The sequence below is a fragment of the [Micrococcus luteus] ATCC 49442 genome (assembly GCF_010367585.1).
Lineage (GTDB): Bacteria > Actinomycetota > Actinomycetes > Actinomycetales > Micrococcaceae > Arthrobacter > Arthrobacter luteus_A.
Window position 1 is genome coordinate 3733590 of sequence record NZ_JAAAXP010000001.1, and the last position, 12590, is coordinate 3746179.

At 63.0% G+C, this 12590-nt stretch carries 11 protein-coding genes; 8 read left to right on the top strand and 3 right to left on the bottom strand.

Translation table 11 applies throughout. The annotated features are described in order from the left end of the window. Nucleotides 1-3: 3 nt before the first annotated feature. From paaE to GUV69_RS17060, 3 genes are all read left to right on the top strand, one after another. Nucleotides 4-1245: a 1,2-phenylacetyl-CoA epoxidase subunit PaaE gene (paaE, locus tag GUV69_RS17050; RefSeq protein ID WP_164204586.1), complete on the top strand. Its 1242-nt coding sequence runs from the start codon at nt 4-6 to the stop codon at nt 1243-1245. Between the two features lie 20 nt (nt 1246-1265). Then, on the top strand, nt 1266-2057 hold the full coding sequence (locus GUV69_RS17055) for an enoyl-CoA hydratase/isomerase family protein (protein WP_164204588.1): 792 nt from the start codon (nt 1266-1268) through the stop codon (nt 2055-2057). A 134-nt stretch (nt 2058-2191) separates the two neighbouring features. Further along, entirely contained in the window at nt 2192-3526 is a 1335-nt protein-coding gene (locus tag GUV69_RS17060; protein ID WP_164204590.1) for an MFS transporter, read from the top strand. 286 nt (nt 3527-3812) lie between these two features. On the opposite strand, the gene GUV69_RS17065 is transcribed toward GUV69_RS17060, so the two are convergent. After that, nucleotides 3813-4748, bottom strand: coding sequence for an SRPBCC family protein (locus GUV69_RS17065; RefSeq protein ID WP_164204592.1), 936 nt, complete (start codon nt 4746-4748; stop codon nt 3813-3815). Between the two features lie 285 nt (nt 4749-5033). On the opposite strand from GUV69_RS17065, the gene GUV69_RS17070 reads away from it, so the two are divergent. From GUV69_RS17070 to GUV69_RS17090, 5 genes are all read left to right on the top strand, one after another. Further along, entirely contained in the window at nt 5034-7190 is a 2157-nt protein-coding gene (locus GUV69_RS17070; protein ID WP_164204594.1) for an amylo-alpha-1,6-glucosidase, read from the top strand. A 543-nt stretch (nt 7191-7733) separates the two neighbouring features. Further along, nucleotides 7734-8114 carry a cupin domain-containing protein gene (locus tag GUV69_RS17075; protein ID WP_164204595.1) on the top strand — a complete coding sequence of 127 codons (381 nt, stop codon included), beginning with the start codon at nt 7734-7736 and terminating at the stop codon, nt 8112-8114. 137 nt (nt 8115-8251) lie between these two features. Then, entirely contained in the window at nt 8252-8536 is a 285-nt protein-coding gene (locus tag GUV69_RS17080) for a hypothetical protein (RefSeq protein ID WP_164204597.1), read from the top strand. After that, nucleotides 8520-10616 (top strand): choline BCCT transporter BetT, encoded by a 2097-nt coding sequence (gene betT / locus GUV69_RS17085; RefSeq protein ID WP_164204599.1) that lies wholly within the window; start codon nt 8520-8522, stop codon nt 10614-10616. Before GUV69_RS17080 ends, betT begins: the two co-directional genes overlap by 17 nt. A gap of 341 nt (nt 10617-10957) precedes the next feature. Next, nucleotides 10958-11545 carry a TetR/AcrR family transcriptional regulator gene (locus GUV69_RS17090; RefSeq protein WP_164204601.1) on the top strand — a complete coding sequence of 196 codons (588 nt, stop codon included), beginning with the start codon at nt 10958-10960 and terminating at the stop codon, nt 11543-11545. 26 nt (nt 11546-11571) lie between these two features. On the opposite strand, the gene GUV69_RS17095 is transcribed toward GUV69_RS17090, so the two are convergent. Both GUV69_RS17095 and GUV69_RS17100 read right to left on the bottom strand, forming a co-directional pair. Next, nucleotides 11572-12009 carry a DMT family transporter gene (locus GUV69_RS17095; RefSeq protein ID WP_164206706.1) on the bottom strand — a complete coding sequence of 146 codons (438 nt, stop codon included), beginning with the start codon at nt 12007-12009 and terminating at the stop codon, nt 11572-11574. After that, on the bottom strand, nt 12009-12332 hold the full coding sequence (locus GUV69_RS17100; RefSeq protein ID WP_164204603.1) for a DMT family transporter: 324 nt from the start codon (nt 12330-12332) through the stop codon (nt 12009-12011). The genes GUV69_RS17095 and GUV69_RS17100 overlap by 1 nt, the downstream gene beginning before the upstream one ends. Nucleotides 12333-12590: the final 258 nt, after the last annotated feature.

The following is a 12590-nucleotide window of genomic DNA, read 5'->3' on the forward strand; positions in this document are numbered from 1 at the left end:
CCCATGCCTGTTGTCCGCCAGACCGCCGCCGAGACGGCGCAGGCCACCGGCCGCCGTCGTCCCTCCTTCCACACGCTCGCCGTCAAGGAGGTGCGCCGGCTCACCGAAGACGCCATTGAAGTCTCCTTCCATGTTCCGGCCGGCCTCACCGGCCAGTTCGACTACCTGCCCGGCCAGTACGTGGCCCTTCGCACCAAGCTGCCGGACGAGACCGGTGAGCTGCATGAGGTTCGCCGCAGCTACTCCATCTGCGCCGAGCCGCGCAGCTTCGAGGACGGCAGCAGCGAGATCCGTGTCGCCGTCAAGAAGGACCTCGGCGGGCTGTTTTCCACGTGGGCCAACGCCGAGCTGAAGGCGGGAGACACCCTGGATGTTATGAGTCCCATGGGCGCGTTTGTGTCCAAGCACGGCCGGGACGGCAAAGCGGTGGAGCAGAACCGCATGAACTCCATGAACCACCCCGAGGAACTGGCCGGGGAAATCGCTGCGACCGGGGAGGCCAGCTTCGTGGCGATCGCCGCGGGCTCAGGCATTACTCCGGTGATTGCCATTGCCCGAACGCTGCTGGCGGCCAACCCGGACAGCAGGTTCGACCTGATTTACGCCAACAAGGCCGCCATGGATGTGATGTTCCTGGAGGAACTGGCGGATCTGAAGGACAAATACCCGCAGCGCCTCGCCATCCACCACGTGCTGTCCCGCGAGCAGCGGATTGCGCCGCTGCTCAGCGGCCGCATCGATTCCGAAAAGCTCCAGCAGCTGCTGGACACCGCCATCCACGCCGATGATGTGGACGAGTGGTTCCTGTGCGGGCCCTTCGAACTGGTGCAGCTGTGCCGGGACACCCTGGCCGAGCGCGGCGTCAGCCCGGACACCATCCGGTTTGAGCTGTTCAGCTCGGGCAAACCGGACCGCCCGGAAGGCAACGCAGGCCGGCCCGTGCTGGTGGACGAGTCCAAGGAGACGTACAAGATTACGTTCAAGCTCGACGGCCTGCAGGGCGAAGTGGCCAGCCCCACGCACGCCCGCGAGTCCATCCTCAACGCCGCGCTGCGGGTGCGCCCGGACGTACCGTTCGCGTGCGCCGGGGGAGTGTGCGGCACCTGCCGCGCCAAGGTTGTTACCGGCAGCGTGACCATGGATGAGAACTACGCCCTGGAACAGGATGAACTGGACAAGGGCTACGTACTGACGTGCCAGAGCCACCCCACCAGCAAGGAAGTCAGCGTCGACTTCGACGTCTAAGTACTAACTTAAGGAGCCCCATGATTTCCCTCTCCATCAGCAACAACGTCGCCGAAGTAGTGCTGGACGCGCCGCACAAGCTGAACTCGCTCGACGAGCAGGCGCTGGCGGATTTAGCACAGGCGTACGACGACGCCGCTGCCGCCGCCGCGCGCGGGGAGGTGCGGGCGCTGCTCCTTAGGGGTGAGGGCCGGGCCTTCTGCGCGGGGCGTGACATTCAGAACGTGACGCCGGAGAGTGACGACGCCGAGGCTTACCTGGCCGGTCTGGTGCAGCCCTTGCTGAAAAAGATGAGTGCTTTCCCGGCGCCGACGTTTGCGGCCGCCCAGGGTGCCTGCCTCGGCGTGGGGCTGGGCCTGCTGCTCGCCACCGACGTGGTGTACGTGGCGGAGAATGCGAAGTTCGGTTCGCCCTTTGCCAAGCTCGGCGCCACCCTGGATTCGGGCGGGCACTGGTACTTCACGGAGCGGCTGGGCATGCACCGGACGCTGGACCTGATCTACACGGCCGAACTCATCTCCGGCGCGGAGGCTGTGGCGCGCGGGATGTTCAGCCGGGCCATGCCTGCGGATGAACTTCTGCCGGGCACACGGGAGATCGTGTCCACCGTGGCCTCGGGGGCCACTGAGGCGTTCAATGCGAGCAAGGAGCTGGTGGCGCATATCCGCGACCAGCGGCTGGGACTCTGGGACGCCATGGCAGAGGAAAATGCCGAGCAGGCGCGGCTCTGCAAGAGCGAAGACTACGCCGAGGGATTCCGCGCCTTCCAGGAAAAGCGTTCACCGGTGTTTACGGGAACGGCGTCGCGCTAATTCTTCCCCTGCGGAAGGTTTTGGATGTGCTCCGGGCCACATCCATAGTACTATCATCGGTAACTGAACGTTCGATCAGTAAATAGCTTGACATCATCCCGGGCAGCATTGCTGCCCCCAGCCATGGAGTTCCAATGACCGCAACTTCACGCGTCGATTCCGAGATGGGCCCCAGCAGCAAGCACGAGGAACGAAAAGTCCTTGCCGGGACGCTCGTGGGCACCACCATCGAGTGGTACGACTTCTTTATCTTTGCCCAGCTGACCGGCACGCTGCTGTCGCCGCTGTTCCTCGCGCCGTTGAATGACTCCAATCCGGGCCTGGCGCAGATCCTGTCCTTCGCACTGATCGGCATCAGCTTCCTGTTCCGGCCGCTCGGCGCCATTGTTGCCGGCCACCTGGGTGACCGCCTCGGCCGCAAGGCCATGCTGGTTTTCACGCTGATTATGATGGGTGCCGCCACGGCGCTGATCGGCATGCTGCCCACCTACGCACAGATTGGCTTCTGGGCTCCGGTCCTGCTGATCCTCCTGCGGATCGTCCAGGGCTTCTCTGCCGGCGGTGAATGGGGCGGCGCGGCCCTGATGGCTGTGGAGCACGCGCCCAAGAGCAAGCGCGGCCTCTTCGGTGCGTACCCGCAGATCGGTGTTCCGGTGGGCATGATCCTTGCCACCGGCCTGCTGTTCGTCCTTAACTCCAACATGTCCAAAGAGGACTTCGCGGCCTGGGGCTGGCGGGTGCCGTTCCTGCTGTCCATCGTGCTGATCGTTGTTGGCTACCTGATCCGCCGTGCCGTTGCCGAGAGCCCGGTCTTCAAGGAAATGACCGCACGGAAGGAACAAAGCAAGGCGCCGCTCGGTGTGCTCATCCGGAACCACAAGCTGCCCGTTCTGTACTCCACCATGATCTTCATCGGCAACAACGCTGCCGGTTATCTCCTGATCGCCTTCTTCATCTCCTACGCCACCCGGACACTGAAGATGCCGGTGCCGGAAATCCTGCTCGCCACCACGCTGGCGTCCTTTGGCTGGCTGATTTTCACCCTGGTGGGCGGCTGGCTCTCAGATAAGATCGGCAGGGTCAAGACCTTCCTGATCGGCTATGCAATCGTGTTTGTGTGGATGATCCCGATGTTCGCCCTGATCGACACCCGGAACATCACCCTCTACGGCGTGGCACTGTTCGTCCTGACAATCGGGCTCGGCCTCTCGTACGGGCCGATGTCCGCCATGTACGCCGAAATGTTCCCCGCCAACGTGCGCTACTCGGGCATCTCCATCGGGTACGCCTTCGGTGCCATCCTCGGCGGGGCGTTCGCGGCCACCATCGCAGAGACCCTGCTGCAGAGCACCAAGTGGACCGGATCCATTGGTATCTACATCATGATCCTCTGCGTCATCTCCGCCATCGGTGTGCTGCTGGCCAAGGAGACGAGGGGCCGCCCGCTGGGCATCAGCCACCACCACTAATTCCCGCCAGGGCGCGGCGGGCTCAAGGTTCACTCAAGATTTCCACGAACCCCCTGTTGCCGGGCTAATCGCCCGCGCCGAGCCGGTAGATTGATCTCGGTTTCGGCCCCCCAACGAAACCTGGAAGCCCCTGCGCTGGAGTTCACCTCGCGCGGGGGCTTCCTACCAATCAGCCTCCGACACGTAAAAATGGCCCTGCCCCGCACCGGAGTGCGGGACAGGGCCATTTTCGCTGCCAATCCCGGATTTTCGCTGCCAATCCCGGGCGGGCAACCCGCCTGGAAGGTCAGCGCTGGACGTTGCCTCCCAATGGAGGGATCGTCCCCGGCTCGTCATCCCCGCGGCGCTCGGCGGCGCTGTGAATCTCACCGTCAGCCGTTCCGTCGGACTCGCCCTCGAAATCCACCAGGCCGTTTGTCTGGTCGAAGGGCCGGCCCGGCGCGCGATCTGAGCCGACAGCCGCTGCGCCTGGTACGGAACTGGCTCCCGCCGCTGCCGCTGAGGCGGGTGCCGCCGTCGTGCTGGTAACTGAATCGGCCGGAACAGGCTGCACCGGTGCGGGCTCGACTACCACCGGTGTGACGGGCGGCGTCACGGTGACATCGTGCGTCTCTGAGGTGTCCTTTTTCCCGGCGCTCATTGCAGCAGCTGCGCCTGCAACTGCAGCCACACCAGCGGCTGCAGCCACCTTCCCGGAGATACCCGCCTTGCCCGAATCTCCGCGTGAGGCTGCCGCATCCTCCACCCCGGGAGTGCCTACGGAAGCGCCCCCGTGGACTGACTCACGCCAGGCACCTGTGGCGTAACCCGCATCCTCAATGAACTCCTTAAATCGGTTGAGGTCAGCTTCCGCCTGCCGGTCAACAACGTGGAGCTTGTCGCCGACTTTTTCGATGATGCCCTCGGGATCGTATTCGAGGGAGAGCCGGATGGAGGTCTGGCCGCCTCCGACGTCTTCGAATTCCACTGCCCCGGCGTTTGTGGCGCCTTCCGTGGCGGCCCATGCCACCTTACGGTCGGGGACCTGCTCCAGGATCTTGGCGGTCCACTGCCGGCGTACCCCAGCGATTTCGGCTACCCATTCGAGCCGGTCGTCGCTGGTTTGCTTTACACTTTTCACCCCGCCCATGAAGTGGGGAAACTCTTCGAACTGCGTCCACTGGTTGTAAGCGGTGCTCACCGGCACATTCACCAGAATGCGTTTTTCGACCTTCGTGCTCATTACGTCTCCTTCGAGAGTTGAACCGGGGCTGATGAGGGAACCAAAAATTCATCAGTATGCTTAGCATATCTACCGAGTCAATCCCGCGGCCAGTCCAGCGGGGCATTTCCCGTGCCCGCGGGCATCAGACGGGCCCGGCCCGGCCCCGATTTTCGGACGGGCACACTGCTTATTACCAAAGCGCCGTCAGAGGCGTAGCGTTGCCAACGGAGTATGGCGGCGATCGACGGTTCGGCCCAGGGCCGCATGCCGCCGCCCGGTCTTGAGCCGTTATAGGAGGCGGGGATGGCTGGCTGGAATGCTGACACGGCTGCGGGGCCTGTGGGGTCCGGCACGGTTACTTTGGTGGAGGGTTCATCTTTCTGCATTTCCTCCGCCAACGGAGACATCCACCCTGAGCGTCCTCACGGGGTTTTCCACGAGGACACCCGTATCCTGTCGCGCTGGAACCTGTCCATCAACGGGCAGGCCCTGGAGCCGTTGACCGCCTCAGAGAAGGAACCTCATCGGGCTTTGTTTATTGGGCGTGTTCCCCGCTCTGACGGGTACGCGGACAGCCCCCTGATCGTGGAGCGGCTGCGGGAAGTCGGCGCGGGGATCCTGGAGGAGATCACCATTCGGAACTACTCGTCGGACGAGGCCGATTGCGTGGTCACCCTCGACGTCGAATCGGACTTCGCGGACCTGTTCGAGGTCAAGGAGGCGCGTGTCCAGCGGCTCTGGGAACAGTCCCGCCACCCGGAAGGCGACTCCTTGAGTATTCGTGCCGACTGGCAGGGCGTCCGGAAGGGCATTGTCGTTAACGCCAGCGGTGCCGACGTCAGTGCGGAGGTGCTGACGTACCGGGCTGTGGTCCCGGCGCGGGGCCACTGGAGTACCCTGCTGACAGTGGTGCCCACCGTCGACGGCGTTGGACCCGTGGCGTCGTTCGTCCGTCCGGCTGGCGGTGAGATGTCTCCGAGTGACCGTCGCCGCCAGGAATGGGTGGCGAAGATTCCCAGGCTGCACATGGGCAACCGCTCCATGGAACGGACCCTACGCCGCAGCTACGACGATCTGGGCGCACTTCGCATCGAGGATCCGGCCCATCCGGAGCGGGTTGTAGTGGCCGCCGGAGCGCCGTGGTTCATGACGCTCTTCGGCCGGGACTCGTTGTGGGCCTCGGAAATGGCACTGCCGGTGGATCCCTCCCTTGCACTCGGCACCTTGCAGACGCTGGCTGACAGGCAAGGCAGCGTAGTGGACCCGATGAGCGAGGAGGAACCGGGCAAAATCCTGCACGAAGTCAGGCTGGGAGTCTCCAGCGGGCTCTCCCTGGGTGGAAAATCCGTTTACTACGGCAGTGTCGACGCGACTCCACAGTTCGTGATGACCCTCGCATCGGTGAGCCGCTGGGGCTTTGCCAAGGACACCATCGCCGCCCTGCTGCCCCACGCAGACCGGGCACTGGATTGGATCAGGAACTACGGTGACAAGGACGGCGACGGGTTCGTCGAGTATCAGCGACTCAACGAACAGGGCCTTATCAACCAGGGCTGGAAGGACTCCTGGGACGGGATAAACTTCGCTGACGGACGCGTGGCCGAGCCTCCCATCGCACTGTGCGAAGTCCAGGCATTGACCTACTCCGCGTTCTTGTCCCGGGCGTGGATGGCGTACGACGGCGGCGATCCGGCGTTGGCGGCCCGGCTCACCGAAGAAGCGGTGCGGTTGAAGAAAAGGTTCAACGACGAGTTCTGGATGCCTGACCGCGGCTACTTCGCAGTCGCCCTCGACGCCAACAAGCGGCAGGTCGACGCATGCGCGTCCAACATGGGTCAATGTCTCTGGCACGGAATTATCGATGAGGACAAGGCGCCCCAAGTGGCCGAACGGCTGATGTCACCCGAAATGTTCAGTGGCTGGGGCGTGCGAACCCTCTCAAGCGATATGGGCGCCTACAACCCGGCCAGTTACCACAACGGATCAGTTTGGCCGCATGACAACGCAATCATCGCCGCGGGCCTGATGCGCTACGGATTCGTCGAAGAAGCACAGCGGATCTCCACCGCGCTATTTGAGGCCGCCGATTACTCCGAGGGCCGGCTCCCCGAACTGTTCTGCGGCTTCGGCCGCGACCAGGTAGCCGAACCCGTGCCGTATCCCACCGCGTGCTCTCCTCAGGCGTGGGCAGCGACCACGCCAATCATGTTGGTCACCAGCCTGATGCGGTATGACGCCCATATATCCCGCGGCGGATTCTGGATGGATCCGGCGCTCCCGAAATCCTATGGGGACCTGCACATCACCAATGCGCCCCTGGCGGGGAGCCGGATCACCATCGATATCACGGGCTCCGAACCCTCCGTGCAGGGACTGCCCGAAGGGGTGGCGTTCCATCGTGAACACCGGCCATGGCTGACAGAACTAATAGAGCAGGCCGCACGGAAAAGCGATGACTGACTGACACCCTCGAAGCTTTCGTGGTTGCGGGCCGGAAACCGGTACCAGGAATCGTGCCTGAGTCGCTGAATGAACATGGCGTTCACTTGCTTATGCTGCTCAGATCGTGACGCGGTTCACGCCCGAAAGTCGTGCTTCCGGCTGTTGACTGCATAACACCCCCAATGCCCACGCGCAGCTGTGGGTTCATTTTCGAACGTAACGTTCACCCTCCTTTGGTTTTGCTCTTGCCAGAAAGAGTGTGGTTTGGAGATAAAAAAGCCTTGGAAATGTTGTCTTGAACGGTTGACTTGAACTGGTGTTCATGTCAAAGTTTGTGGGACGGACAACGTGATTGGTGTCACATCGGCAGATGCTCAAGCAGACCTCGGCCGGTTGGTACCGATGACAAACTTCGGGTTGCAGGCGATCCCTCAGGAAGCCCCCATGCGGGTTCCAGCCCGGTTCTTCAAGACAGTCTTATAGGCACCAAAGATTGAACAGTTCTGCCAAAGACGTACAGCTCTGACATATCTTTCCCGCACTTATTTAGGAGACAGCACCATGGAAACTGCACTCGTAGGATCGCTGACCAAGGCCGGATCCATCCACAAGGTCGAAAACGGCTTCATCGGCCTGCCGTCGATGAACGAGCCGGGCACGATCTCCGCGATCGGCGACTCGCTGCACAACCCGGAGGGCTCGGTCATGTGCGCCGGCTTCTTCGAGCTGAAGGCGTCCGAGCCGCTGGTCTACACCTACACCTACGACGAGATGAAGGTTGTCATCAAGGGCGAATTCATCCTCACGGACCAGAGCACCGGCGAAGTCACACACGCGAAGGAACGCGACGTGCTGTTCTTCCCCAAGGGCACCACCGTGAAGTTCGAAACCCCCGAGTACGGCCTGGGGTTCTTCGCCGGCGACCGCACCTTCGCACCCTAAGGGCCCGTCGGCCCGCGTCATCCCAGGGGCACCACACACGGGCCCCTTTTGAGAAATTTCCTCGGTCCTCCGCACTGTGCTCCCGCTTGTGCGGGATTTGGCTGGCCGCGTGGCTCGCCGTATGCATACCCCTCGGCGTGGCCGAAATTGACGAGGGCCAACGGTTCGCTGTGAACCCGGCCCGTACCGGCATCAGATTGGACGTTCCGGCCGGCGTCCCGCTGCCGGAGTCCCTCGAAAAAGCAGGAAAGCGTCCCCGGCCTGTGCCTGAGGGCATCTGCTCCCTGCCGGAAAACCGAGGCCTCCAGCAACGGAACCCCTACCTGACTGACCAGCAAACGGCCGCGAACACCATCATGATGTGCTGCGTTCACGCAGCAGAGACCAAGAATTGGAGTTGGACCTTTGAGTATCATCACTGACAAAGAGCCAGACACTGTGCCCGGCGAACTTATCAAGGACGGCGGCCCCAAGGTTAATTGGCGCGTCCTCATCATCGCTGCAAGCATCACCGTAGCCTTCTCTATCTGGGCGATGCTGGCGCCCACCACCGCGAAGGGAACCATGAAAACGGTGGTTTTCTGGATCGCGGAAAATCTCGGCTGGTTTTATGTCCTCACCGTCACCGTCGTCATCGGTTTTGTCCTGTGGGTAGCGCTGTCCAAGGTCGGCTCCGTCCGGATGGGCCCGGACCACTCCCGTCCGCAGTACAAGCTTTTCACCTGGGTGGCCTACCTGTTCGCCGCCGGTGTGGGAATCGACATGCTCTTCTATTCCGTCACCGAACCCATCACCCAGTACATGAAACCGCCGGAGGGCGCAGGCCAGACGGCTGAGGCGGCCCACGAAGCCGTGGTGTGGACCATGTTCCACTATGGCGTGGCGGGCTGGGCTATGTACGCGCTCCTTGGCATGGCCATGGGCTATTTCGCCTATAGGTGGGGCATGCCGCTGTCCATCCGGTCGGCCTTGTATCCGCTGCTGGGCAAACGCGTCCGGGGCGGGCTCGGCGACGCGATCGACATCGTCACCCTGGTCGGAACCGTCTTTGGCGTGGCCACGGCGATGGGCATCGGCGTTGTGCTCCTGAACGTCGGCTTCTCGATCATGTTCGGTCTGGAACAGGGCCTGGCACTGCAGATCGCACTGGTGATTGTAGCGGTGGTTCTCACCATCGCGGCGTGCACCTCCGGCGTCGACAAAGCGATCCGCTGGATTGCGGAGCTGAACATCTGGAGCGCCGCCGCACTGCTGCTGTACATCCTGGTGACCGGCCAGACCTCCTTCCTTCTCAACTCCCTGGTGGAGAACATCGGCCGCTTTGTCTTCACCCTGCCCGAGCGCACCCTGCAGACGTTCGCGTACCAGGACGGCGGTTCGGAGTGGATGGGCGGCTGGACCCTGTTCTTCTGGGCCTTCTGGTTGGCCTGGGGCCCGTTCGTGGGCCTGTTCCTGGCCCGCATCTCGCGTGGCCGGACGCTTCGGGAATTCGTCATCGCCGCCATCACCTTTCCGGTGCTGTGCGACTTCCTGGTGGTAAGCATCTTCGGCAACAGCGCCATGCACCAGGTTTTGAGTGGCAACTCGGAGTTCGCGAAACTGGCGGTCGACAGCCCGGAGCAGGGTTGGTACGCCCTGCTTGGAATGTTCCCCGGAGCCCCTCTCCTGATCGGCCTGGGCACCTTGTCCGGCATGCTGTTCTACCTCACCAGCGCCAACTCAGGCGCCATGATGATGTCCAACTTCTCCTCCACCATCAAGGACCCGTCCCAGGACGGCCCCAAGTGGCTGCGAATCTTCTGGGCCCTTGTCACCGCGCTCTTGACCATCGCGATGCTCGTGGCAGGCGGTGTGACCACCATGGAATACGCCACCCTGATCTTCGCACTGCCAGTGACGATCATCGCCTGGCTGGTCATGGTTTCCTTCACGAAGGCGCTGCGGATGGAGCGGATCGAACGTGAGGGCCGCATACAGCGGCGGCAGTCGTTAGCGGTGCACGGCGGCCACACGGCGGACCGCACGTGGGGCCAGCGACTGGCGAAGATACGCTCCTACCCGTCCAGGGACGAGGCGGCGAGGTTCATTGAGTTCACGGCACAGCCGGCGCTGGCCGAGGCTGTCGAGGAGTTCACCAAACAGGGCCATAATGCAACCCTGGAAACCATCCCGAACGAAGACACGGGTGTCTCGGGCCATGTGCTCGTGGTGGCCATCCCGGACCACCGGGACTTCCACTACCAGCTCCAGGCTGTCGAAGCTTCAGTACCGAAATTCGGCCGCGGCATGCATAACGAATCCGATGTCTACTACCGCGTGGAAGTGTTCGCGCAGACCGGCTCCGAGGGTTATGACCTGATGGGCGTGACCCGGCAGCAGATCATGGAAGACGTGCTGGTCCGTTACGAGGCCCACCTGGGCTTCCTGGCCTTCTCGAGCGAATACGACCATCCTTCGATCATCACTCCGCAGCTACCACCGGCCACCGGTTCCCCCGCATAGGAGGAGCCTGCGGATGCAACCAACGAACACGGTGGGCGATTTCATCGCCCACCGTGTTCGTTTCTGCGTCCGCAGTGGCTCAGACTTCGGAGTATCGGAACGAATGCGATTCGGCGCCGTCCGGATTGGGGCCGTAAACGGTGACCATGCGCGCGTAGACGGGTGCCCGGTATCGGCAGGTTCTGCCACTGGTCCTTCACGGGGGCCCGGGCCTGCACCAGCCAGAAATCAATCCCTTCCCCGTCGCCAGGGCCGGGGCTTGGACCTTTTTTGGACGCTCACGCAATAGTCTTTAAGGAAGTGTCCCTGTCGGGCCGAAACGGGAGACTGGAGAGTGAGCCATGCGGGTATCCGCCGAAGAACGAAAAGAACAGTTAATTGCAGCAACGGTTGAACTAATGCGCCGCGAGGGGGTTCAGTCCGTGACTATTCGGGCCATCGCCAAGGAGGCTAACGCTCCCCTTGCCACGGCTCACTATTGCTTTAGCAATAAAGAAGAACTGATGGACGCAGCCGCCGAGGCCTGGTTTAAGAACCTAAGCCGCTTTTCCCGTGACGTTCCCGCCCATCTGGGCCTCCGAAAAGCCGTGGAACAGGTGGCCGAAGGCTACTGGCGTGCTTTGGAGGAAGAGCCCGCCAGCATCCTTTCCGAGATCGAACTCATTCTGTGGGCAACGCGCAATGCGGCAGTCAGCCCGCTGGCCGCGAAGATTTATCCCGCTTATGAAGTGGAACTGGGAAACATATTCTCCGCCGCCGCCCAAAGCAACGGCGACCGCTGCCTCATAGAATTCCCTGCGCTGGTGAGGCTTTTCCTGATGATTTACGACGGCGCTGCCATCCAATACATGACCGACCCCAAAGCCACCGATCACCGCGCCCAGTTCTTCATGATGATTGACGCGCTTCTCCTCAAAGCGGGCGTCTGAACCGCTGGAACGATCCAGCGTGAGGCTCAGGCGGGGATTCCGGCGTCGGAGTGATCCGCATCTGATCGGTCCGCCTCGGATCGGTCCGCGTCGGATCGGTCCGCGTCGGAACCTCCGGCACCGGGCGTGGTGTCCGCCGGCAGGGACTTCAGCCCGGCGGCGCAGCCAACGATCCCCGCGATGAAGAGCACTTTCAGGAGGCTGAAGGGTTCGACGCCGGTGGCCATGGCCCAGCCCACCGTCAGGGCCGCCCCGATTCCCACCCAGACGGCGTAGGCGGTGCCGAGGGGAATGCTCCGGATGGCGAGCCCCAAACCGATCATGCTCAGGGTAGCCGTGACGGCGAAAACCAGTGTGGGGACGGGCAAAGTGAAGCCATTGGACAGGCCCAAAGCGGTGGCCCAGACGGCTTCGAGGACGGCGGAGGCCAGCAGCAGCAGCCATGCAACGGAACGCTTGGTCATCATGCCACCACCTTCAGGCCAACCACGCACGCGGCGATGCCGGTGAGCAGCAGCAGGCGCGCCGTCGTCGGGCGTTCAGCCTTGGTGAGCATGGCGTAGGCGGAGGTCAGCACCACGCCCACGCCCACCCAGACGGCGTACGCCGTCCCGGTGGGGATGGTCTGCATGGCAAAGGCGAGTCCGGCCATGCTGGCGAGGACGGAGACAAGGAACAGGAGCGCGGGGGCGATGCGGCGCCGGCCGGTGGCCTGGAAAGTCCGGTGCAGGGCCGCGGCCCAGACGGCCTCGAGCGACCCGGAAAGAATGAGGATCATCCACGACATGACGGATCCTTTGGCTGCGCTTGCAGCGCCCGACGGCGGGTGGCCAGTTTCACGATGAACCTTCCCAAGGGTTGGAACCGGGGCCTCCCGCTATCCGAACGGAAGGCCCCGGGCTGTGTCGCGTACTCAATCCGTCTCGGGCCCGGTACAGAAGAAGCACTCCCCGGGTTCGAGGTTTGAGTCGCAGGTCTTTTCGATGAGGTGTTCGCCGGCATCGCATCGGGGGAGGAGCTGACCGCAGGGTTCATCAGGGGATCA

What these genes read in the sequence shown, in the direction of transcription:
- paaE (WP_164204586.1), top strand. Translation starts at nt 4, where the DNA reads ATGCCTGTTGTCCGCCAGACCGCCGCCGAGACGGCGCAGGCCACCGGC.
- GUV69_RS17055 (WP_164204588.1), top strand. Translation starts at nt 1,266, where the DNA reads ATGATTTCCCTCTCCATCAGCAACAACGTCGCCGAAGTAGTGCTGGAC.
- GUV69_RS17060 (WP_164204590.1), top strand. Translation starts at nt 2,192, where the DNA reads ATGACCGCAACTTCACGCGTCGATTCCGAGATGGGCCCCAGCAGCAAG.
- GUV69_RS17065 (WP_164204592.1), bottom strand. Translation starts at nt 4,748, where the DNA reads ATGAGCACGAAGGTCGAAAAACGCATTCTGGTGAATGTGCCGGTGAGC.
- GUV69_RS17070 (WP_164204594.1), top strand. Translation starts at nt 5,034, where the DNA reads ATGGCTGGCTGGAATGCTGACACGGCTGCGGGGCCTGTGGGGTCCGGC.
- GUV69_RS17075 (WP_164204595.1), top strand. Translation starts at nt 7,734, where the DNA reads ATGGAAACTGCACTCGTAGGATCGCTGACCAAGGCCGGATCCATCCAC.
- GUV69_RS17090 (WP_164204601.1), top strand. Translation starts at nt 10,958, where the DNA reads ATGCGGGTATCCGCCGAAGAACGAAAAGAACAGTTAATTGCAGCAACG.
- GUV69_RS17095 (WP_164206706.1), bottom strand. Translation starts at nt 12,009, where the DNA reads ATGACCAAGCGTTCCGTTGCATGGCTGCTGCTGCTGGCCTCCGCCGTC.
- GUV69_RS17100 (WP_164204603.1), bottom strand. Translation starts at nt 12,332, where the DNA reads ATGTCGTGGATGATCCTCATTCTTTCCGGGTCGCTCGAGGCCGTCTGG.